20 protein-coding genes are annotated in these 23,296 nt (G+C 43.2%); 6 read left to right on the top strand and 14 right to left on the bottom strand.

All coding sequences use genetic code 11. From position 1 onward, the window contains the following. Nucleotides 1–18 precede the first annotated feature (18 nt). Nucleotides 19–231 (bottom strand): hypothetical protein, encoded by a 213-nt coding sequence (locus tag NST40_RS04025; protein ID WP_342410423.1) that lies wholly within the window; start codon nucleotides 229–231, stop codon nucleotides 19–21. A gap of 320 nt (nucleotides 232–551) precedes the next feature. Next, nucleotides 552–4,886, bottom strand: a complete 4,335-nt coding sequence (locus tag NST40_RS04020) for an S-layer homology domain-containing protein (protein WP_342410422.1) — start codon at nucleotides 4,884–4,886, stop codon at nucleotides 552–554. A 168-nt stretch (nucleotides 4,887–5,054) separates the two neighbouring features. Between NST40_RS04020 and NST40_RS04015 the strand changes: the two genes are divergently transcribed. Next, nucleotides 5,055–5,180: a DUF4023 domain-containing protein gene (locus NST40_RS04015; protein ID WP_051491363.1), complete on the top strand. Its 126-nt coding sequence runs from the start codon at nucleotides 5,055–5,057 to the stop codon at nucleotides 5,178–5,180. Nucleotides 5,181–5,278: 98 nt separating this feature from the next. Here NST40_RS04015 and NST40_RS04010 read toward each other — a convergent pair whose 3' ends face one another. Both NST40_RS04010 and NST40_RS04005 read right to left on the bottom strand, forming a co-directional pair. Continuing rightward, nucleotides 5,279–5,983 carry a hypothetical protein gene (locus NST40_RS04010; RefSeq protein WP_076130101.1) on the bottom strand — a complete coding sequence of 235 codons (705 nt, stop codon included), beginning with the start codon at nucleotides 5,981–5,983 and terminating at the stop codon, nucleotides 5,279–5,281. Nucleotides 5,984–6,169: 186 nt separating this feature from the next. After that, nucleotides 6,170–6,691, bottom strand: a complete 522-nt coding sequence (locus NST40_RS04005; RefSeq protein WP_036684918.1) for a GNAT family N-acetyltransferase — start codon at nucleotides 6,689–6,691, stop codon at nucleotides 6,170–6,172. Nucleotides 6,692–6,860: 169 nt separating this feature from the next. Here NST40_RS04005 and NST40_RS04000 point away from each other — a divergent pair, with 169 nt between their 5' ends. Beyond that, nucleotides 6,861–8,456 carry an AMP-binding protein gene (locus NST40_RS04000; RefSeq protein WP_076276998.1) on the top strand — a complete coding sequence of 532 codons (1,596 nt, stop codon included), beginning with the start codon at nucleotides 6,861–6,863 and terminating at the stop codon, nucleotides 8,454–8,456. A gap of 89 nt (nucleotides 8,457–8,545) precedes the next feature. On the opposite strand, the gene NST40_RS03995 is transcribed toward NST40_RS04000, so the two are convergent. Beyond that, on the bottom strand, nucleotides 8,546–9,124 hold the full coding sequence (locus NST40_RS03995) for an SMI1/KNR4 family protein (protein ID WP_076185078.1): 579 nt from the start codon (nucleotides 9,122–9,124) through the stop codon (nucleotides 8,546–8,548). Nucleotides 9,125–9,135: 11 nt separating this feature from the next. Then, complete coding sequence (locus NST40_RS03990; RefSeq protein WP_036684913.1) at nucleotides 9,136–9,573, bottom strand: HEAT repeat domain-containing protein; 438 nt, start codon at nucleotides 9,571–9,573, stop codon at nucleotides 9,136–9,138. Between the two features lie 227 nt (nucleotides 9,574–9,800). Here NST40_RS03990 and NST40_RS03985 point away from each other — a divergent pair, with 227 nt between their 5' ends. The 3 genes from NST40_RS03985 to NST40_RS03975 are packed head-to-tail and all read left to right on the top strand — an operon-like array spanning nucleotide 9,801 to nucleotide 12,853. Continuing rightward, the gene (locus NST40_RS03985) at nucleotides 9,801–10,301 is read left to right on the top strand and encodes a DUF4358 domain-containing protein (protein WP_036684911.1); all 501 of its coding nucleotides are present in this window, start codon (nucleotides 9,801–9,803) and stop codon (nucleotides 10,299–10,301) included. A 6-nt stretch (nucleotides 10,302–10,307) separates the two neighbouring features. Next, nucleotides 10,308–11,693, top strand: coding sequence for an MBOAT family O-acyltransferase (locus tag NST40_RS03980; protein ID WP_076220123.1), 1,386 nt, complete (start codon nucleotides 10,308–10,310; stop codon nucleotides 11,691–11,693). 20 nt (nucleotides 11,694–11,713) lie between these two features. Next, nucleotides 11,714–12,853: a DHHW family protein gene (locus tag NST40_RS03975; protein ID WP_342410421.1), complete on the top strand. Its 1,140-nt coding sequence runs from the start codon at nucleotides 11,714–11,716 to the stop codon at nucleotides 12,851–12,853. 192 nt (nucleotides 12,854–13,045) lie between these two features. On the opposite strand, the gene NST40_RS03970 is transcribed toward NST40_RS03975, so the two are convergent. The 7 genes from NST40_RS03970 to NST40_RS03940 all read right to left on the bottom strand — a co-directional run bounded on the left by NST40_RS03970 (nucleotide 13,046) and on the right by NST40_RS03940 (nucleotide 20,241). Continuing rightward, a complete protein-coding gene (locus NST40_RS03970) occupies nucleotides 13,046–14,455 on the bottom strand; it encodes a HAMP domain-containing sensor histidine kinase (protein WP_342410420.1) in 1,410 nt (469 codons plus the stop codon). Continuing rightward, entirely contained in the window at nucleotides 14,439–15,086 is a 648-nt protein-coding gene (locus NST40_RS03965) for a response regulator transcription factor (protein ID WP_076276995.1), read from the bottom strand. Before NST40_RS03965 ends, NST40_RS03970 begins: the two co-directional genes overlap by 17 nt. An 84-nt stretch (nucleotides 15,087–15,170) precedes the next feature. Beyond that, complete coding sequence (locus tag NST40_RS03960; protein WP_076219448.1) at nucleotides 15,171–16,448, bottom strand: cellulase family glycosylhydrolase; 1,278 nt, start codon at nucleotides 16,446–16,448, stop codon at nucleotides 15,171–15,173. 136 nt (nucleotides 16,449–16,584) lie between these two features. Continuing rightward, the gene (locus NST40_RS03955; protein WP_248549453.1) at nucleotides 16,585–17,520 is read right to left on the bottom strand and encodes a catalase family peroxidase; all 936 of its coding nucleotides are present in this window, start codon (nucleotides 17,518–17,520) and stop codon (nucleotides 16,585–16,587) included. A gap of 64 nt (nucleotides 17,521–17,584) precedes the next feature. Beyond that, nucleotides 17,585–18,079 (bottom strand): hypothetical protein, encoded by a 495-nt coding sequence (locus NST40_RS03950; RefSeq protein WP_111502622.1) that lies wholly within the window; start codon nucleotides 18,077–18,079, stop codon nucleotides 17,585–17,587. Next, nucleotides 18,073–19,446: a Dyp-type peroxidase gene (locus NST40_RS03945; protein ID WP_081393696.1), complete on the bottom strand. Its 1,374-nt coding sequence runs from the start codon at nucleotides 19,444–19,446 to the stop codon at nucleotides 18,073–18,075. Before NST40_RS03945 ends, NST40_RS03950 begins: the two co-directional genes overlap by 7 nt. A gap of 240 nt (nucleotides 19,447–19,686) precedes the next feature. Continuing rightward, nucleotides 19,687–20,241: a hypothetical protein gene (locus NST40_RS03940; RefSeq protein ID WP_076179117.1), complete on the bottom strand. Its 555-nt coding sequence runs from the start codon at nucleotides 20,239–20,241 to the stop codon at nucleotides 19,687–19,689. A 183-nt stretch (nucleotides 20,242–20,424) separates the two neighbouring features. On the opposite strand from NST40_RS03940, the gene NST40_RS03935 reads away from it, so the two are divergent. Further along, on the top strand, nucleotides 20,425–20,868 hold the full coding sequence (locus NST40_RS03935) for a hypothetical protein (RefSeq protein WP_036684901.1): 444 nt from the start codon (nucleotides 20,425–20,427) through the stop codon (nucleotides 20,866–20,868). Nucleotides 20,869–20,948: 80 nt separating this feature from the next. Here the strand turns inward: NST40_RS03935 and gshAB are convergent, their stop codons facing one another. Continuing rightward, nucleotides 20,949–23,279, bottom strand: a complete 2,331-nt coding sequence (gene gshAB, locus NST40_RS03930; protein WP_342410418.1) for a bifunctional glutamate--cysteine ligase GshA/glutathione synthetase GshB — start codon at nucleotides 23,277–23,279, stop codon at nucleotides 20,949–20,951. Nucleotides 23,280–23,296 lie beyond the last annotated feature (17 nt).

Here is a 23,296-nt window from a genome sequence, read left to right as displayed (position 1 = left end):
CGCCGAACAGCAAGTAGATTACTTCTGTTGTCCCGTCCCTCTGCTGCTCCTCCCCTCTTCTACTTCTACTTCTACTTCTACTTCTACTTCTACTTCTACTTCTACTTCTACTTCTACTTCTACTTCTACTTCTACTCTCTTCTGCCTACAGATTCTGTATTCAACCCCGTTCGTGCAGGCACATTCTGTATTCAACCCCGGTCGTGCAAGCGCATTCAATTTTGTTGGCAACCCTCCTGCCTTACTTTGATTAGTCCACCCTAATCTAACCCAGATCTTTCCTTACAAATAGCCGCAAAATTAAAGATATGCTGGATAAATTAAAGATTATCGTGCTATCAGGGCTCGATATCCTGGCAATGAGTGGGTCGTTAAACATATGTTGGTTGAAAATATAAAGAGGATGAAGGAGTGTAATCTCTTTTGCTTCTCTTTTCCGCCACACCACCGTATCGCCTCCTCCCTCACACTACCCAGCTACGAAAAAAAGATTGCCTCTCCGTCATCAACGATGACCTTGAGGCAATCTTTTTTCAAACCATCCGATTTAGTTACTTTCCTAGCTTCTCCAGCAAGTTCAGAATGATTGTTACTGCTTCGGCCCGGGACGCTACCTGGTTAGGTGCGAAACGATTTTGTCCTATGCCATTCACAATGCCCGCTTCTGCTGCTGCTGCAATATATGGCACTGCCCATGCGGGTACATCCTTAGCATCATTGAAGGTTAAGGTCGCTTTTGGATCTACTGTAATACCCAGAGCCCTAACAACCATAACTGCTAATTCAGTGCGAGTAAGCTCCTGCGTAGGACGGAAGGTACCATCATCATAGCCGCTGATAATTTGCAAAGCTACTGCCTGAGCTACAAAAGACTTAGCCCATGCCGGAATCTTCGCTGAATCTTTAAAGCTTGAAGTGCTACCACTGTCCGGCAATTGCAGGGCACGAGCCAGCATAGTGATAAATTCAACCCGATTTACTTTCTGATTAGGACGGAAAGTATTATCCGGATAACCGCTAACGAAGCCCCCTGCTGCTGCTTTCTCAATAGCCGCTGCTGCCCAATGGCTGCCAGTATCCGTCAATGATGGTTTGACTACTGGTGTTGCGGTTGGTGTAGGCACCGTTGTTGGTGCTGGTGTAGCTGTTGGTGCTACTGTTGGCGTTGGCGTTGCTGTCGGTTTTGTTGTTGCCACTGGTCCTGTTGATGATCCTGTTGTTGGTGCTGTCGTTGGCGCCGTTGTCGGTTCCGTTGTCGGCGCTGTTGTTGGTTCCGTTGTCGGCGTTGTTGTCGGTTCTGGTGTTGGGTTTACTTCAGGATCTGCTTCCTTAATAATACCGAACTCTTCCAGAACGTATGGTTTAGCATCATTAATATTCTGATCGATCTCATAAGATACAGCTGTTAATTTACCAGCATCTACAGTAATACCTACAAAGGTCTGAACTTGACCGCGTTTGGGACGCGTAGCATCACTTGGGTCCGGTCCGTATTTAGCTGCTGTATTCTCATTTGCTACTTCGAAGAGATTATAATACGCATCTCCCAATTCTGGTTTCATGTTCTTGTAGTAAACCTTCGCTCCCGCTGTAGCCGGGATCAGATAGATCGTTCCATCTGGATTTACTGTGTACTCTACAGTTTGACCATTGAAGCTTTCCTTGATCTTCACTGTGTCTGCCGCAGTTCCATCAGCTTTAATTGGCTTGGTCCGGGCATAAATATGGTCGTGGCCTTGAAGAACCAAGTCAATGCCCAGTTCAGCCATCATTGGAGCAACCTTCGCTCTTTCTCCATTTGTACCCATAATGTCTTTGTCAGTAGCATGGTTAGAGGTTGTGTATGGACCTTTATGCATAGCTACGATAATCCATTTCGCACCAGCAGCTTTCGCTGCTTTTACGTCAGCCTTCATCCAATCCAACTGTGCTTGACTGAAGTTAGCAAATTCATCGGAATTCTCATTTGTATTCAGGACTACAAAGTGAGCATTGCTGTAGTCATAGGAATAATAAGCTCCTGTTTCTGTTGCGGAGCCCGGTGCTTCCTTAATATTGTAGTGCTCATAGAAGGCATTTGCCTTATCCTCATGATTCCCTGCTACTGGCACGATTGTCGTGTTAAGTAGGGTGTCTTGCGAATGACCAAGCAGCCAATTCCATTGGGATTCATTAGTTCCGGTATCCACGATATCTCCGTTAATCGCCACAAACTCAGCATTCGGGAACGTCGTAAGTGCTTTTGCCATCGTTTCACCGGAAAGAATCGCTTCATCTTCGGTCTTAGCCTGTGTATCAGCCAAATCGATAAAAGTAAATGCTCCTGTCTTAGCGGCAGTTTCAAAAGTTCCCACTGCACTCCACAGGCCTAGTGCTTTATCCCCTACACGGAAGTAGTATTTTGTATCAGCTTTCAGGCCCGAAGCTTCCGCTTTATGAACTAATTCATCCTTTGAATTTCTGGAAACCGCCGAACGTCCTGTAAACTCAGCAGCCTTAGCAAAGTCTGGAGTAACGCCCGTATTTTCTACAACCTGCAGATCATTTCCAGTAGACTTCAACGCTGTGTACCAAGTGAAGCCTTTTGCACTCACTGGGTCACCATTAAAGGTAACTGTAACTTTTTTAATCGAATCCGTTGAAGCGATAGCAGCTTCTGAATTTGTTCTTTCACTTACAGCTTTGATAACAAATTGATAGGTTTGGTTTGGATTAGTATTTTCTACAGTGTAAGTATAAGAGGCTTTACCTTCTTCATTAGGAACACTGACCGTCCAATTTGCCGATACCAGATCATTTTGCTCATAAATACGATATCCAGACACTGGTGCACCGGAAGCTGGCGCATCCCAAGTCAACGTTATTTTACCACCATCTGCTGCAGTAGCCTTTGCATTTTGCACAGGTTTAACTGCTACTTCCGATTTATGAATGCTGTAGTTATCATACAAATCTGTAGAACCACCAGTTGTTGTGGTGTAGGCTTCGTAAGAAAGCTCATCATTCGTTACCGTCATCCCCGTGAACATTTCCTTACCAGGCTGTCCGTATTTAGCTGCAAAAGGGAATGTTCCTGAAGCTACGTTGTATTTCTTATTGCCCGCTGCATTTGTAATCAGATATAAAGTACCTTTAGGATCAGTTACTACTCCGTTTGAGTCCGGAACAATATCCGTCAATGGCTTGTTGTTGTACATTTGATAGCTTCTAGCAAAGGTGTGGTCATGCCCGCCAATTACCATGTCAATGCCAAGCTCATCAAACACCTTCGTTAATTGCGCTCTGTAAAAGAGTACATCTGTATCATTGGTGTGATTGGCAACGGAATAAGGAGATTTATGCAGAAGCACAACCTTCCATTTCTGATTGCTTTTTGCCGCTTCGCTACGAAGCCACTCCACTTGTTTATTGTAAATTTCGTTATTCTCAAGATTTGAGCTTGCACCATAATATTCTGTATTAATTACCATAAAGTGTGCTGAACCGTAGTCAAAAGAATATACAGAACCATCAGGTTTCGCACCTGTATTCGATACGTTCGGCAAATTAAAATGAGAGCTATAATTGCTATAGTTTTTACTTTCATGGTTGCCTACCAAAGGAACCAACGGAATATTCGCTAAAATATCCTTAGGCTTATTGAAAAACCATCCCCATTGCTCCTCAATATCACCGTTATCCACCAAATCACCAGAATTCAGGATAAACTCACTTTCCGGGAATTTAGCTAATCCTTCTTGAAGGGTATGATTCCAGATATCAAAATCTTCTTCAGTTGTTCCTTGGGAATCCGTTGTATATAAGAATTTATAAGCCTGATTACTGGAGCCTTCTGTCTTAAAAGTTCCTACGTCGCTCCAGTTATCAGCTTGTCCATCCCCAGCACGGTAAGCATATTCCGTTCCCGGCTGCAGATGATCCGCTATTACCTTATGGCTGGTTAGCACAACTGGTTTTTTAGCTGATTTATCCGCTTTTGTCATATACACACTAGTTGTAACGGATGTCCCTTCATAAGATTGAGCGCCTGCCGCAGGAAACTGGCCATTCTCCAATTTAGAAGCTTCTACTACTTCCAGTTTGGTGCCAGTCACACTTTCAGGTGCATACCAGTTGAATCCCATACTAGTCTGCGGGTTGCCATTAAAAGTAATTGCGATAGAATCAGGCTTCCCAACTCCAGGTTCTACTGTCTCCACTACAGGATAAGCAATCAGGCTCATATCCCAATAAAGGTCAGAGCTAGTGTCGCCCGTCTGGTGAACTTCAGCTGAAAGCTCATTACTTCCATCCTTCAGATTGGCTTTTACGATTTCCGTTAGATCAACCTTTGTATACTCATTTGGATCACTGCCATTAGTTGTACTAAGTGTCTGATAGTCGATTTCACCAGTTGGCATAGCCTCGCGGTAGATTTCTGCACCATTCAGATACAGCACTACTCCGTCATCAAATGCAAAATTACCTAATACTTTATCCGATTTCGTAATTTCTTCCTTATTCACAGTTACATTTGTCCGGAAATAGGAAGTACGATATTTCTTCTTTTTATCCGTGCCGTAGCTTATGTTTGTATTCAGAGCACCAAATTGCTTGCTGCTGACTCCGGCCCCAGAATCTTTATAACCAAGCGGCGCTTGGCCTGATGCCCATGTAGAATCATCGTAAACAGACCGCCATACCGAACCTTGATCCGTTCCGTTATCTAGATATTTCCATGTAGAATTGCCCGCCAGTAGTGTAATTGGCTCTAGCGTTTGTAATTGCAGTAATCCAGCATCCTCATTGCTGTCTTCTGCAAAAGCTGGCATTCCTGTAAATGTAAGTCCCAGTACCATAACAAAGGCTAGTGTCATGGATACTGCTTGTTTTAATAACCTGTTCATAATCAGTCTCCCTTACTGTTATTATGAAATGCTTGCATCCATTCATAGTAACTACTAAATATTTTCACAATGTACGGATTGATCCACTAGTTTGTAAAAACGGCTTGTGTATTTAATCAGGCAAAAGTGGTTACAGTAACGGCAAGGTTATGATCAAGGAGGACAAACATGGACGATACTCAGGCTTTTGTAGACAAAGTACACGACACCCAGAAGAAAGCAGAAAAGAACAAACAGAATCACGGTAAAGGAACACCAAGCCAAAAGCTGCCTAATAAACAGCACAGTAAATAGAACACGCAGACACGAAAACAAAAAAAGCAGCAAGCCCTCCCGGATCGGAGTGACTTGCTGCTTTACTTTTTGTAAATTGAGCTTTGCTTTTAAAGGAGTTATTTACTCCATTTCACCACATTCACTGCTACCTTCTCTAATTGCGCCTTGCTCAAAGCCTTGTCTGGAGAACTAATCGTCACAAAACGATCATCCAGTTTATAGGTCAAAAACAATGAATCGCTGGTAGGGCTGTACCACTTAGCTTCTGTACCATTGGAAAGCTTTACGGTATCGCCTTTGTAATCATAGGAGTAGTCACGTGGAGAAACGTTCACCCTCATATGGTCGAACAAAAAGTACACTCCATCTTCAGAGCTAGCTGCTTTTTGAAAAGCGTCTCCACTCACCATTTGTGCTGGTGCATAAACCGTTTTAAACCCATCGAAATTTGCAAAAGCTTTAGAAATTTGTTCTTTTTGAGCGTTGCTGTACTGTACTGGTGTTAATGTATCTTTATCCGGCACCACAGTTCCAGTACCCAGAATGACCTGATTCGCTGCCGCATCAAAAGTCACTGGCACCTTCAACACATCAGCCAAGGCACGTACAGGAAGATAGGTTGTATTGTTATAAGTAATCGGAGCTAATGTGTTACCTTTATTATCAACAGGCGTATAAGCTGCACCATTCACTTTAAATCCAATGCTGTGATTGAGGTATGCTGTGATTTTTTGCAGCTTAGTTCCTGCGTACACACCAGCCGAACCTGTAATTGCCATCCCAAATACCATCGTTGCTATAATGAACTTTTTACTTTTCATATGTTATGCCTCCTTAGAAGATCAATCTCGGTTTTTACTTTAGCTCAAGTTTTAAAGGAATATGTCTCTAAGTTGTATTTAACTTGTACCCAATTTGTAAAGAAACTATTCATCTGGAGCTCTGGTTTGTATAAGAAAAACAGCAACCCGCTTATCCCATAAGGATTTAACGGATTGCTGAGGGCTTTAACCTTGATACGGAGTTGTAACCTTATACACTTCTGAATATAAAATTTCTCTATAAAGTTGGAATTCTTCTTCATCAACAGGGTTAGGGTAAGTCATAATTAAGAGTGGTAAATCTTCATTTCCTTCACGCAAAGGAGGCTGCACATAATCGTAAGGGTTCAAATGAAAGCCCAGCCGCTCATAAAAGCCGATTCTCCGCTGCTCCATTTCACCCAGTGGCCGCTCAACTTCCAAAAGGACAGGCTTGTTAGATAGACTGATGTATTCAGTCATCAGCTTTTTGCCAATTCCTCCACCTCTGATGCTCGGGTCGACTGCTATATGTTCTACAAAACGAAAACCGGGAAACTCCCAGCAGGCCATAAAAGCAACAATTTTACCCTCAGAATTCATCTCGGTAATGAGACGATAATCTGGAACGTCCAATAACTCCTGTTGTCCCTCAAAGGTTCTGATCTCAGAAGTAGGAAATGAGGCTTCCATAATAGCGAATATTTCATCAAAAGTTGTGTGATTCATAACATAAGTTCTCACTTTCTGGATTTGTGGTCTATTATAAGTTTACCTTACACATATTATCTTAACCCGAAATTCATTAAGAACTCAAGGTACTAGTACCTGGTACTAGGATAACGTGATATACTAAATAGAACAGTTATACACATCTTGTTTGATATAGGAGAGGTTCATATTGGATAATCAGCAATGGATCGCACCTGAGTTCTACAATCTCACTTCGGAAATGGAAAGCCATGCTCCTGAGAAGATTGCGCTTAAGTGGTTAAATGAGCAAGGAGATTATGAGGAAATTACTTACGGTGAATTACGCAAACAAGCTAACCGGCTGGCCGGAGGACTTGCGAAGCTTGGGCTGCAACAAGGGGATCGTATTCTTGTTATGGTTCCACGCCGCATCATCGCTTATGTCATCTATTTAGCTTGTCTGAAACAAGGACTTGCCATCATTCCATCCTCAGAAATGCTGCGTGCCAAAGATTTATCCTACCGCCTGCGCCATTCTGAAGCCAGAGCCGTTATTGCTTGGTCCGAAGTAACCGGGGAAGTGAATAAAATCTCAGAGGATCTTCCTGCTCTCGATTACCGTCTTTCCGTATCTGGCAGCTCAGACGAACTCGGTGAAGGCTGGCTGGATCTAGAAAGTCTGATGGTTGGACAACCAGATACCTTTACAGCAGTCGCAAGCCGCCGGGATGATATGGCTATTCTCGCTTACACCTCAGGTACTACCGGCAACCCTAAAGCGGTCGTTCATAGTCATGGCTGGGGTTATGCTCACTTGCGGATCACCTCACCTCAATGGCTGGATATTCAAGGATCTGACACCGTCTGGGCAACAGCAGCTCCCGGCTGGCAAAAATGGATCTGGAGTCCCTTCTTAACCGTTCTTGGCAACGGAGCTACAGGTTTTGTATATAGTGGATCCTTTCATCCCAAAAAATATTTGCAGCTATTGCAGGATCACAAAATTCAAGTATTATGCTGCACCCCAACGGAATATCGTCTAATGGCTAAAACAGAAGACTTAGGTCGTTACGACTTGTCTACCCTGCGATGTGCAGTATCTGCCGGAGAGCCATTAAATCAAGAGGTTATTAACACCTTTCAGCGTGAATTCGATATCACGATCCGTGATGGGTACGGCCAGACGGAAAGCACCCTAATTATCGGAACACTCAAAGATACTCCAATACGCATTGGTTCTATGGGTAAATCAATCGCACCCGGCTTAGTCGAGGTTGTGGACGAAGACGGCAAGCCACTGCCTGCTGGAGTGGTTGGTGATATTGCCGTACATTTGAGTATGCCAGCCCTGTTCCACACCTACTACAAAGATCCCGGCAGAAAAGAAAGCTCCACACACGGCGAATTCTTCATAACCGGCGACCGGGCAAAGAAAGATGAAGATGGTTATTTCTGGTTCGAGGGTCGTGGGGATGACATCATCATTAGCTCAGGTTATACTATCGGTCCTTTCGAGGTAGAAGAAGCATTGATGAAGCATGCCTCCGTCAAGGAATGTGCGGTCGTAGCCAGTCCTGACGAGATCCGTGGGCACATTGTTAAAGCATTTATCGTGCTCAAGGATGAGATTGTTGGTTCACCAGAGCTTGTAAAAGAGCTGCAATCCCATGTTAAAGAGTGGACAGCCCCTTATAAATATCCGCGCAAAATCGAGTTTATTCAGGATCTTCCGAAGACGACCTCCGGTAAAATACGGCGAGTAGAGCTTCGTGAGCAAGAGAACCAAGCTGCGCAGGAATAAACATAGCCATAAAATTCACCTTATTAAAAAATAAAGAGCAGCTAGTCCATAAATGGACTGCTGCTCTTTGTTTATTTGGCATCAGGCCGTTACTCGGACCAATATTTCGCATCCGGGTTCAGCGCCGCACCAACTTCGCCTTCTAATACTAAATCGCAATCGAGGTAGCCCTCTTCATCCAGGAAATAAACCTCCTGCTTGTAGAACTCGCATAAGGTCTCCAGGAATTTATCAGGCGAATCATACATCACAATTAAATCGCCGAAATCATGGAGCAGGTCACATACCTGTTCCACACCCTCAGCAGACTTATAATAACAAATGAAATCACTGCCATAGTTCGTTAAGATAGGCAAGATAATTCCATCAGGATGTTGACCTTTTTCCTCCAATATCCCAGCTAATACCTTCATCTCCTCTTCATATTCATCCATATGAATCAGGCGGTACCCTGGAATAAATTCGATAAGGCTTGGTTCCTCTTCCTCACTGCTTGTCCCTGAGACAGTGCTATAAATAGCTTTCAGCAGTTCAGGAGTCTCCGGCAAAACAGCCGTAATCTTTGCTTCGTTACCACCCTTGCCCAAGCTGGCAATATAATCAGGGCGTAATTCTGCGGACAGCTTAAGGTATTCTTGAAATTGTTCTGTCAATTTATTGGTGTGCATATTGTCATCCTTTACTTATTTGCGGAAGTCCACATCTTCATCAGCCACGTATCGAAGTCAGCGCCTTTTTCACCTTCATAAGCGTCGTACACGTCAACTCTCATCTTCTTCAGCTTCTCTTTGAAGTCCTCGTAAGAATGATCTCTTGGCAGGCTCTTTTTAATTCTCAGCAGGATCTTGGATACGCCTTTAACTAGTTCAGGCTTGTTCTTCGATGGCACCTTAACGTCTTCACCAAAAGCCTTCAGCTTAAGGTAAGCAGCTTCTTGAACTGTATATACAGGATCGCTCTCCATTAAACGCGTCAGGATATCGATAATTTGTTTGTGGTTGGTCTGTCCCAGCTCTTCAACTGCTTCTAGACGCGCTCTCCAATCCGCAGAGCGGTTGGCAGCTTTCTTTAATTCCTCATAATTCTCCGGTAGTTCATTGTTCAGTTCTTCGATCATTCCGTTCAATCCCCTTCTATTAAAAACTATCTATCTTACAGTAACAGTATAACCAACCATTGCGCAAGCTAAGAGAGGAAGATCTTTGCATGAATTCATGTGAATATCATATTTCCGCAAAAATATGGGTAAAGTATCCGGAGTAAGTCCCCAGCGCAACATTCTATCGACTATATACGTTAGTAACTAGAGAAATTCAGACAATACATCAAGGAGAGTGACCTAAGTTGAAAAAGCATACCTTCATGCTAGCGTTAACCATTGTACTAAGTGTGGTGCTTGGCGCCTGTTCCAGCAACAACAGTAACAATGGGGCTGCCATTGAAACGAATCTAACTGCAAAAGAAATGGTCGATCAAATGCTGAGCAAAGTAGAGCAGCCATCTTTAATGGAGCTTGATGCGGCTACAGTTGAACAGCTATATCATCTGAACCCAGAATTGCTTGAAGATTATAGCATTAGAATGCCTATGATGAATGTGAAGACTAACGAAATTGCGGTTCTGAAAGTTAAAGATGTAAAAGATATGACTACTGTTGAGGATGCCATCAAAGCGCGTGCAACAGATGTTCAAAAACAATTCGAAACCTATCTGCCTGATCAATACGAAAATGCCAAGAACTATAAACTTATTAAAAAGGGTAACTATTTCCTGTTCGTTATTGCTGATCCTGCGGATCAAGATAAACTCGTAGCAGACTTCGATACTTACTTCACAGAAAAATAAATAACCATGGTATTCAGCAGCCTACTTTTCCTATTCCTATTCCTGCCGGCTGTCCTAGCGCTCTATTATGTTTCGCCCTGGCGAATCAAAAACCTCATATTGTTTTTAAGCAGCCTGGTTTTTTATGCTTGGGGCGAACCTGTCTACATTGTAATCATGTTGCTGTCCACCATTACAGATTACAGCTTTGGTCTACTGCTCAGCAGACCAAAGCTGACTGCGGTGCAGCGCAAGTGGATTGTGGTTAGTTCCGTCATTATTAATCTAGGCTTCTTGTCGTATTTTAAATACGCAGATTTTCTCATCCAAAATATAAATGGACTCCTCGGTACACATATTCCTTTAACGGATTTACCTTTACCTATTGGGATTTCATTTTATACTTTTCAATCCATGTCCTACATTATTGACGTCTATAGAAGAACTACGAAAGCACAACGCAATTGGATTGATTTCGGTACATTTGTAGCCCTGTTTCCACAGTTAGTAGCAGGTCCGATTGTTCAATATAACACCATTGCCGGGCAACTACGTGAACGTACGGTCGATATCCCCATGTTCGCAGAAGGTGTACGGAGATTCATAATCGGATTAGCCAAAAAAGTACTGCTCGCCAACAACATCGGTCTGCTCTGGCACACCATATCCAGCTCCAATCTAGATTCCCTGCCTGCTTTTACCGCTTGGCTTGGGATTATTGCGTTTGCTTTTCAGATCTATTTTGACTTCAGCGGGTATTCGGATATGGCTATTGGTCTCGGTCTCATGTTCGGCTTCCGCTTTAACGAGAACTTCAACAAACCTTATATCTCTCAGAGTATTACTGACTTTTGGCGGAGATGGCATATTTCCCTTAGCAGTTGGTTTCGTGACTATGTCTACATCCCGCTTGGAGGCAACCGCCAGGGGTTAGGCGTTCAAGTGCGCAACATCCTCATCGTATGGCTGCTCACGGGTATCTGGCACGGGGCCAGCTGGAATTTTCTGCTCTGGGGATTATACTTCGGGGTCATTCTTATCTTTGAAAAATGGTGGGGATTAAAGCTATTAAGCCGCCTCCCCCGTTGGACAAGACATTTATATGCTGTAGTACTTATACTCATCGGATGGGTCTTATTCGCTTTTGAAGAACTTCCTCTGGTCATTGGCTACTTACAAGCGATGCTTGGCTTTAATGGACAGCCGTTATGGAATAACACCACTTTATACTTCACTTACACGAACGCGATTCTACTCGTGGTGTTAACCTTTGCCTCTACACCTGTGAAGCTCTCCAAGCGGATGGATCCTAGATCGGTTCCTGCTCTTGTTTGGTATGGCGTATTATTTTTCCTATCTGTTGCCTACTTAGTAGATGCAACCTTTAATCCATTTTTATATTTCCGGTTCTAACCATTAGGGGGTGATTGTTTATGAAGCAGAAGACGGATCGAATCCTGGTTGGAGGATTTGTTGCAACGTTATTTCTGGTCCCTATCCTCTTTTTCTTACTGCCTGTTCAGCGTTTCTCTGAGCTTGAGAACCGGTATTTGCAAAAAGCCCCCCCTCTGACATGGGACAATTTATTATCCCACACCTATGCGGAAGAGGCCGAAAGCTTTGTAACTGATCATTTTCCATTTCGGGACAAATGGGTATGGGTGAAATCGGCGGTGGAACAGATGAGGCTGCAGCAAGAGAATAACGGAATCTATAAAGGAAAAGACGGCTATCTTTTCGAAAAATTCGCAGCACCTGATTACACTAAAGTTCAGCAATATGCAGCAGCTGTGAAACGCTTTGCCGATAACAATCCTGATGCAAACACCACTTTCTTACTCGCACCGACATCGGTTGGCTTGTACAAGGAACGTCTCCCCTGGTTAGCTCCTGTCTACTCGCAAGCTGAGGTGAATCAAACAATAGCTAAGGATGTAGGAGATAGCCTTACTTTTATAAATGGATTTGATGTTCTTAGCCCACATGCCGCAGAACCCATTTACTATCGGACCGACCATCACTGGACAACCTACGGTGCCTACTTAGCTTATGTAGCCTATGCTCAAAGCATGGGCTGGCAGCCTCTGTCCCAGAGCGAATACCAGATTCAGACTGTGAGTAATTCATTTCTCGGAAGCTATCATACCCGGGGGCAATTTATCGGGGTCACACCTGATTCCATTCAAATGTACAAACCTAATCATGAGGTATCCACCCAAATGTACATTCAAGATACCGGTGAGACTTTAACAAGTATGTATGACCTAAGTTATCTGGAGAAAAAGGATAAGTACTCTTATTTCTTAGGGGGCGTACATGCGCTCATGAAAATCACCAGCCAGCTTGATCCAACAACGGTCAAACAGAAAAAACTGCTCGTCATCAAGGACTCTTATGCACATAGCGTTATTCCTTTCCTGACTCAGCATGTGCCTGAAATCCATGTGATCGATATCCGTTATTATAATGGAAACATCAGTGATTATATGGCTCAAAATGATATCAAGGATGTCTTGCTGCTTTTTAATACGGCTACTTTTATTGATAATGCGGCGCTATTGAAGTTAAATTAATGATATTGCGATGGATGCGGTGAAAAGATCTTTAATAGGTGTTGTGCGTAACTGCGGGAATGTTGGACTTTCGGTCGCTGTTGTCTCCAGATGTTTTTGATTTTACCGCTATCAGCGGATAACATCCGGAGACAGCTTATGCTTCCGATGCGAGCTTTCCTTCGGAAAGCTTTCAGGCGAACGCTAACGCTCCTACAGTTCCAAAATTCCCTCCTTAACTTCAAACCAAATACTAAAACTAATATATGAGTCCTCTAATTTGGACCCGTATTTCAGATCATTTTTGCCAAGAATCTCCGCGACGATGGACAGACCAAGTCCAGTACCGGAGATTTCTTTATTTCGAGACTCTTCAATTACATAGAATGGGTCCCAGATATACGCTAAATGCTCCGTTTTCAGGCGAGTGGTTTTATTGGAGATCGTAAATTTTAATGTACGCGTAGTGTCACTCCCTAGTTTTATTTCAAAAAAATCCTCTTCACCATATTTAATGGCATTACTAATTAAGTTGTTGAATACTATCTCGATTTGGCTGATATCTTCTTCAACGATTGAGGATTCAAGCGAATGAAAGTCGCTCATTAAGGTTATGTTTTTATTTTTTAACGTAATATTATAATGTGAGATCACTTTTAGCAGAAGCTCTTTAAGATCAAAAGGCTCTTTATGCACTTCTGACTTCTGGATCTTGGACAATTTAATTAAATAATCCACCATATCCGACGTATACTTCACTTGCTCCAAAATGATATCCGGATACGTGCCATCATCCAGACCGTCCTGAATGCCAATCGTATAGGCTTGGATTAAGGATAATGGTGTTTTCACTTCATGCGAAATGCTTGAGATAAGGGTATTTAAACTTTGATTTTTCTCCTCTAATTTGGCATGGGTGCTCTTTAGACGCTGACTCATCTGATTGATGCTTTTCGAGAGCTCTTCGATTTCATCCCCCGTTTGAATCGTCACTTGTTTAAAATCGAGATTGGATATATCCTTCGCGACATCCTGTAATTGTTCTAACGGTGTAATGATCTTTTTTGAAAAATAAGCCACTAACAGCAAACTGATAATAATCCCCAGTAGAATGGAGTAAAAGCTGAATTGATTTACGAGGGTCAAGGCATCTGTATTGTGCACAACCACAGTTCCTATGAGGATTAGACTGCTATCCTGCTCGTATATTTTCGTTAACAGACTCGATTTCAATTTGCCCTGATTAAATAAAAGATTAACCGTGTTGCCTTGTTTTACTTTTTGTAATACCTCATCTGTGATCCAAAATTTATTAAGTGCCACCTTATCTTTAAACAACGCAAATTGAATGTTTTCGTTAATTTCTGCTGTACTTCCACTGTTTTCAACCCTAACAATCGTTACGTTATTATTGTTCTCGATCCTGCTTTCATCTTCCATGAGTTGATCCAAACGGAGATCCTTTACTTCGTCATAAATGGTGTTGATCTTGGTTTTCATTTTGTATAGGTAATAATCTGCTGAGAAATAGTTGTGCAGGAAATAAGACGTACCAAAAACAATCAGCAAAATAATGCTCACCATGATCAATAACTTCGTACTTATTTTATGAATTTTTATCATGGAAGCTGTACCCCATTCCCCTATGCGTGATCACGTGGTCAGCCCCAATTTTATCGCGCAGCCTCTTAATATGCGTATCTACAGTTCTTTCTTCGCCCAGATAATCCATTCCCCAAACCGCAGACAATAAGGCATCTCTGGATAAAATACGTCCTTTATGCTCATACAGGAAGGTTAGCAATTCAAATTCTTTTTTATATAACGCCAGTTCGGCCCCATTCTTGTACACTTTCTTCCGCTCAAAATCGATTTCTAAATCCCTAATCGCAGCCACTTTTTCAGTGCCTAGCATTTTTTTAATTCTAAGCATCAAAACCCTTGGGTCGAATGGTTTTCTTATATATTCATCTGCCCCTATATCCAAGGCACTGAATTCATCATCATGGGAAGACCTTGCGGTCAGCATTACAACTTTAGCCAAACTAACCTTCTTGATTTCATTACAAACCTCAAGCCCGCTTCGCTTAGGCATCATCCAATCCAGCACTACAAGATCGATCCTATTCGAAAAAAAGAGCTCAAGCGCCTCTTCACCGTCCGCTGCTGTCCAAACGTTATAGCCTTCTTTTTCAAAATAAGTCTTCAATATAGTGGTCATATGTTTCTCATCATCCGCAATTAAAATATTCAAAGTAGATTCTCCTTCCTATAATTATCAGAAGAAAAAGGCGAAATCCTTTACAGGTTTCACCTTTTCATATATTTTCATGCTACGTTATTGCAACTTCTCTACACCTAATCCCTTCGTCAGTACGTTCCATATCGGGTTATCGACCGTCTTTCGATCAGGCTGTTCACCCTTCTCTATCGCTTCCCAATACTCCCAGGTTGGTGGCTCAGTGCCAAGTTCATAATCCATGCCATCCCAAGTATCCTCCCGGAACGCATAAAACGCCCAGTGCCAGCCGTAATCAGCAAAAATCGAGATTAAATCAGCCAAGTATTGATCTGCACCTTTTACAAGCCGGTTCGTGCCAAATTCTTCAGCGACAATACGATTAGCAGGGATGTTATTTTTTTCTGCCCACTGTGCGATAGGTTCTAGAAAATCCTTTAAGGCTTTCTTATTGAATGCTTTTTCCGTCTTCTCCTCACCTACTTTAACTGTTCCAGGATATTCATAGGTTAAACCTTTTTTCTTATTTTGGCTGGTGAGTTCGTAGGGTTCGTACATATGAAAAGCATATAATACATTCGCATCATCGATGGGTTTCAAATATTTAAAGGCCCATGGTGTAGCATACAGACCAGAATTGACGATAATAGGGGTTTCCGTATCTACGGTTCGAATCGCTGTCACAATAGTCTCATATAAAAGATTCAAATCCGCCGGAGTATTCTCCACTGAGCTATACCATTCGTTGTAATCCTCTGTCCAGAAATCATTAAATCCAGTAGCTTGTTCAGGATGTGGCTCATTAATCAGATTATAGCCGACCACCGCAGGATGATCTTTTAATCTTTCCGCAAGATCCTTCCAAAACGTTGCCGCTTGTTCATGATAACTGAAATCCTTCCAGATTCGATCATCATTTGTATAATCATTAAACTGTCGCCACCGATCTCCGGGCAGACTAAGGACTGTCAGCACTACTTTTGAACCCCGCGCCTCGGCTGCATCCAAGTCTGCTTTTAACGCTGTAAAATCATCCTCAACCAGCCCCTCGTATTTATCTGCATTCCCTATTAAAAAGTCTTTATCTGGATTGGCATCCGGTTGATCGTTAAACAGGAAATCACTATCTTTTGCCCATTTATCTGGCGCAAGTCGAATGAACTCTATATTATTTTCTTTCGCTGCATCATAATTTTCGGGTATAGATTTGGAATTCATGAAATTTGTTCCTTTACGCTGTTGATCCCAGAAAGCGATCTTCTCATTGACCTCTTTCTTTACCTCCTTCTCCGGTTCAAGATTTGCTTGTGGTGTTGCTGCACTGCATCCTACGACTGCCAACAAAATCAATACGATAAATCCTTTAAACTTCTTCATTCTCTCACCTCGTAACCTATCGTAGCCAATCTCTGTTACAAGAGTGTCACAAGACATACCTAAAAGGACTGCCCTAAGGATGTCGGCAGACATTCTAGGACAGCCCGATCATATTCATAGAATATAAAATAAATGCTTACTGATTAGTACTTCGACGGGAATGTGACTCCGCATAGGCATCATGACGAAAGTTCAGAATAGGATCTTCAGAGCATTCAATGCCGGCAGGTACAACTGTCGGATCAAAGACGTACTCTTGAGCCTTCTCGTCTGCCACGCCGGTGATCGACAAATGGCCTACAACAATCCGTTCCCGGTCTTCAGGCCAAGCAGACGTCGGGTCATCCGTAGGATCTCCCTCCTGTCCGAGGATTACTGTCAATTGAAACGCCACAGGACCTTTGGACAGTCTCTCGATTAGTTCATCCTCCAAATAATCGGGAGATCGATTCTCCACCTCTTCCTGGGCCAGAAAGTGCAGACCCGCTTCCGGTTCCCACTCATATTTAATAGCCCGCCGCTCGCCAGCAGCATTGGTGAAGTAATAGGCATGAATGGAATGATAAAGGTTGGTTGCAAAACTGAGTGGCGGTTGCAGCATTTTCACGGCTTGAAGCCCAGCCCGGCTTTCCGAATACTTCTCCATGACGGCTTTGAATTTGTCTGCAATGGTCGCTCCCTCAAACGAATTTTCTTTAATTGTACGTAAGATATTAATAAAGGATTGCGGTGTTTTGGCAAAAAAGATCGGCAATGTAATTGTCACCAAACTTGTCACGCCCCCATCAGGCAATACAAACTGAACCGCCATTCCTTTTGCAGGCGAAAAAACATCAGGGATGGACGGATTAGTCGAGCTATTGGAGAAGCGTACGAGAGCTTGCACCTCTTGATTTTGCAAATGTGCAGCTGTTGTTAAAGGACCCGCTTGGCCGTTAGGGGTGAACACCGCCTGGTAGACAACACCTTTGGCGTGCGCGCGTCGATAACCCGGATATTTGCCTGCTACCTCCTCAATGGAGTTTACCGCTTCTTCTGCGAGTTCAGACGACACTAATTTATTATTGTTCATTTTCGTTCACCTCTTTGTAATTTATCAGGAAGGAAAAGGGGACAAAGCCCCCTTTTCTAGTTATTTAGCTTTGTGATGCGTCAAGCAAGTCGTTCCAGGCCTTCGTAATTCGCTGTCCGCGCCAAATATCTCTGACCGTGGCATCGGGATAAGCACTGTACCAGCCGGATGCAGTGATCTGATGGTTAGCGATGAAGTCTTTCGCTTCCGAAGATTCAATTCCCGGAAAATCCTTCACTTCATTAAACATGTTATTCAACAACTCTGGAATTTCAGTTCCAAAATCATCGATATAACTATCCCAATCTCCATCATAAGCCGTCGCGAACAACAGCCGCGTGTCGTTATCAAAGATTACGAAGCGCATGTCGTGAACGGTCGCGATCTTCGCCATCGTTTCGGCTTGTCTCGATGCACTTTTTTTCAGCTTCTCACGGAGACGATCCGCCCCACCTTCTTTAAGCGGCGCAATGATGGTAAGCTCAGATATTTCACCTTCCCGCAGGCCGGCACGTCCAGCGCTTGTAATCGGATTAGTCTGATCTTGTCCTTCTAACATGTTAATTCCTCCTTAGATATATGTTGATCCAACTCTGCCATCCACCGTAATGCAGTCATACTGGGAACAAAGAAATACTCCCCGCCTTTGGTGATTGAAAAACTTGGAATTTCTTTCATCCGGTGGCGAATAGGTTTGTCCGGAATGGTAAACATCCCTTCCCCCTCATTCTTACCGGTAATAGGGTCTTTCTCGGTTGACATGCCCGCGAAATTGCCTCCATTTAACCAATCGCTCTTGATAAACTCGAATTGGCGGGACAACGAGCTGCATATACCTGCAAAAATAAGGCCTCTATCCTGACCATCATCCTCCATTACACCTTTTGGCAGTATAGGGCCATACATCGTTGACCGCCGGAGCAACCGGTGAATGTTCACATTAACAACCGAATCCTGCAAGCTGTCTCGGGGAAATGCACGACGGATATGCGAGCTTACCGGACATTTCAACCCTTTATGATCATCCCCATACGTAAATGCGTTCCGTCGGCTGACATCTTCGCCCAGTGCCGGGTCATCTGCTTCAGGAGCCAGACTTAAAGGGGCTCCGCTCGGCCATCTTCCTACCATTTTAGCGGCCAAAAGTTCTTCCTCTTCCCGGTTATCCGCATGCTCCCGCAAATAACGACGGAAAGTCGCGACCCTCATATGCAATTTGCGGAAACTGAGGTAACTTCCATTGTGGCCAAGTTCTGCCGGCTGTGGTCCCTGTGTTATAGTGCCGGATTCATTTAAATGCCCGAACAGGAATTCACCGGCTTTAATCTCCGCTTCCTGCCCCACCGCATTGGGTATATGGTTTCCTTCGATTCTCGGATTGCTGATTCCATCCATGAAGCCCAGATGAGTACGTCCGTCAGGATTCATTCCGACATCCAGCTGGTAAACGACGGATACACCATTCAGTTCGCAGTGGATTCGACGGGCTGCTTCTTCTGCTTGAAGCAGCGCTTCTTTGGTAGGCGCGAACAGAGCAAGCGCCACATCGACTTTGTCAGTACCCAGCGGGTCTTCCCAGTGCTCCGGGCTGCTTTCGTTTACATCCCCTAGCTTAGCTGCCCGCGCAGCCATGCCCTCCCGGAACTCCAGGTCGAAGCTGTTGAGTGACTCCTTGGGAATCCCCAGCTTCTGGAGTCCTTGATAGGTAAAACCAACGTTGACCCAAGCACCTTCGTGAGGATTATTCCACTGTCCGGCCGACGTCACTTCGTCGAGAAGCCGCTTCAGCATCACTTTCCCGTCCTGTTGATGATCGATAGACAGCAATACATAGGTTCCTACGTAGGGGGTAGGCCGTTCTTGTAAGACGATTCCTTGAATGTCATCATAATTCAGTTCTTCCGTTTCTGTACCTATGACGCTCACTCCTCCCTCGTCTTAAAGTTGTTTTCATAATATTAAAAACGGGTATTCTCTCATCCGTCTCTCGATCTAATTAAACTTAGCCCTAAATGGTTAATCAGGTTAACAGTCCTCCCCAACTAGACAATAACGGTACATTGTCTAAAAAATAGACACATCGTTAGATTTGTCTAAAATCGAGACAAAAAAAGAGATATTCCAAAACCGGACCGGCTTTAGAACATCTCTTATCTTCGACTAACCTCACAAATCATATTCATAGTTATCAAACTTGCCATCTGATGCGAAGACATATTCGCAGATGTTCTCACCCCATCTAGCTATAACACTAAAGACGCGGCCCGAAGTGGGAATATCACTGGTGGATGCTGGAGGGTTCACAAATTCATATTTCCCTTCGACGAGTGTTACAGGAACTTCTACAATTGGAAGCTGCGATTCATCAAAGCTCTCAGTTAGATAGGCCATCTTTACTGTGACTTCACTCGGTGCGTAATCTCCAAAGTCGACCTGCAGTTTCTCCCCTGGTTTCAAACGATGCAGCCCCGTTAGAAGCGTAGGTTCACTATGCCAAGCCGTATAGTAAAAGGAAGCCCGATCATAGTCCGCTCCATTCCAGCTCGTCTTTAGAATGACATAATTCTCTATAGCATCTGTACTATTCTCATGTGTAATGATAAGGGGCGACGGTTCAGCAGGACTTTTGAAAGAGCTCTCGGATTTACTCATTATTCCTCCGCGTTCCCCAAGCACCACCGCACCAATGATAACTACTGCCAACAGCATCAATGAAATCAATAATATCCTTTTAGACTTATTCCTATATTTGATAATAGCTCCGCCTTTCCTTAAACTTCTAACCCTTCTTTCATTTAACACTTGATCATCAAGCCATGCAAGTAGGTAGCTGATGAATTATATAGCAAATCCAAGAGTTAACTCTCCTTCTATCATATTCTATTTCTAGGAGGTGAATATAAGATGACCATTCAGTTTGTAGATTTAAGACTATCCAACCAAGCTGCTTCGGATGCTACACCAGCAGTTATTCCACTAGCAGCGACTCCCCTTGTTTTTGGGGATATTGGTATTCAGACCGCAGGCGTGTCGGCTGAGAATCAAGGCAATGTCCGCGTACTTTTGACCGGATTTCTAAAAGTAGAAAACAATCCTCTTTTCAATACCAATACCGTTAATGTTCGCAGAAACGGAACGATCATTTTCACCACGACATTTGGGGTTGCGATCAGCAGAGAAAATGAAGCTTTCGGTTTTACAGCAGTAGATATTCCACCACCAGCGGCTGTCGCAACAGGTCAAATTCAGTACACAGCAGAGATCTTCACAAATGCAGCTGCAACAGATCCCTTTAATAATGTCCAAGCCAGAAACTTTAGTGGCGTTGCAGCTGCGGGTAACTCCTAACATGAACATGTAGTGGGTGAGGGAGCGAATTGCCCCTTTAAAAACAGAAGCTCAACCTAAGGTACTGGTTGAGCTTCTGTTTATTCCCCAAATAATAGATTCAGAATCCGTTCATCCGCCTTTCGGTTCTTCCCTTTATAAGGATAACAATGAATATGAATCGCTGGATTAAAGTTAATCTCAATAACGCTATAGTTGGTATCATTGGCTTCTTCCTTGATGTCATCAATCATCATATCCACTCCACAAAAAGTGGCGCCCGCAGCTTTAGCCGCTTGAATCGCCAGAGCCTTATAACTATCTGGGATCTCATCCGTAAAATCCAGGCTGTCACCACCCGTGCTAATATTAGAGTTCTCCCGAAGATAGATGACTTCGTTTAATGGAGGAATATCACTCCAAGCCTGAGCGTGGTTGTTCAAGAACATCGCTTCTGCTTCACCGATCTGAATTTTCTCAAGTGGTGTCTTGTACCCACGGCCTCTTAACGGATCCTTATTCTTCTCGTGCACTAGTTGTTCAATCGTATGTACACCATCTCCAATCACATTTGCAGGAACCCGGTGCAATACTCCGACTACTTCATCACCCATGACAAGAAAACGATATTCTTTACCCGTCATGAATTCCTCTAGTAGCACTGTTCGATCAAACTCGAAGGCGATTTCGAAGGCTTTTTGATAATCTTCTTTAGAGAAGTCGTCTGTAAAAATAGTAATACCGAGTCCAAAATTGGTTGATTTGGGCTTAATCACAATAGCCTTGTTACGGTAAGTGCCATGCGCATTCATTGCCTCTTCCAGATTTCGAAAAGCTTCTCCTGCGGGAACACGAATGCCTTGCTGTTTAAGAACTTCTTTCGTAACGATCTTATTCTCCATGATTAATACCGTACTATAAGAATCAAGGGAGGTCTTCGTAGCTTGCTTAATATATTCTTTATGATCACCTTGCGTAAGAACTACAAAGTTCTCTTCCCGATCGATCAATTGAAACTTAATGCCACGTTTAACCGCTGCCTTCAAAAGAAGCTGTGTAGATAGCTCCAGATCCTCATATCCCACAAAACGGTATCCATTCGCAAGACTTTCCTTAGCATATTGTTTAGCTTTATTCAGATGGTATTGTACAAAAGAGGATTGTTGAACTTCCGACTTCACAATAGCTGCAAAACTCCGGTCTGGCTCTACAATTTTATTCTTAGCTCCATGCAATACGTTCAAAAACACTTCATTCTCCGGGTTCAACAGTTGGATCATATCCTGCATCTCATGAATACAAGTTAATGCCTGCTGCTCCATCGTTGTACATGAATCCCCGTAATCATGCAAACATCCCTTTATTCCTTCCATGATTAGTTGATCATGATTAAGATTCGCCATCTTCTGATCCTCTACTCCGAACGGTTCGTCCTCCTTCAGCAGCATATACAGGATAAAAAGATGAATGAAAATCATCGTTTCTTTGCCGATTCCTATTTTGTAGAGTGGATTCAAATCAATAAACCGAAGCTCCAAATAAGCTATCCCATCTTGCATCAGTTCCTCTAAAGGATGTTTGCCTCTTGCTGTCTTCACTCTAACCGGACTATAAAACTCTTTTACACTTAATAATTCTTCCGATTCGATCAAAGCTTGTAAATCATGAACATAATCCCTTAACGAAGCAAAAGATACATAAAGAGGTTTTTCATTTCGATACCCACATTCGCTATTCCGCAGTGAATTCATATTCTGATAATAAAAGCTTTTGTCGTCATCTGTTTCCCCGCGAGCTACACATTGTTCCATATAAGTCTTATCAAAAACAGGGCTGGCGCCTGTTAAATAGATAAGAAGCCAACGGTACCGCAATAGGTTACGGGCTATTTTTAAGTAGGTAGCGTCTTTGAATTCTTTAAAGCTCACCTGTGGATCTGTTATGTCATGAAGCTGTCTCAGAAATTGTTCATCAAAAGAGAAATTGTAATGGATTCCGCTCAGCAATTGTCTTTTGCGACCGTATTTGTCTGCTAGCTGATGTCTGTATTCATCCTCAATCGGATTACCCATCTTGGCAATGGGGATGTCCTGATCATTCGGTAGCCTTGGAGGATTACTACTCGGCCACAGATATTCTTCCTTGAGCTCAAGCGACACAATATCCTGCAGCGCCTCCAGAAAGTTATAAGTCTCATCAATAGAATCAAAAGAAGGGGTGACCATTTCAATTTGACTCTCTGAGAAATCGGTTTGAATATACGGGTTCTCCATTTTGTTGCCAAAAGCTTTAGGATGTGGTGTCAGCGCAAGCCTTCCCTCTGGATCCACTCTGACATTTTCTTTTTCCAGTCCAAATTCGCCGTGAAAAAGCTCCTTATTCAAATGGTTATCCCTCAGAAGCTGTATGAGTTTACGATTTAATAAAGCCATTTCAACGATCATCCTTT

Origin of the sequence: Paenibacillus sp. FSL R10-2778 (genome assembly GCF_038593035.1) — a bacterium.
Taxonomy (GTDB): domain Bacteria; phylum Bacillota; class Bacilli; order Paenibacillales; family Paenibacillaceae; genus Paenibacillus_AQ; species Paenibacillus_AQ odorifer.
The sequence above is the reverse complement of the archived record's forward strand: the minus strand, read 5'-3'. Positions and strand labels throughout refer to the sequence as shown.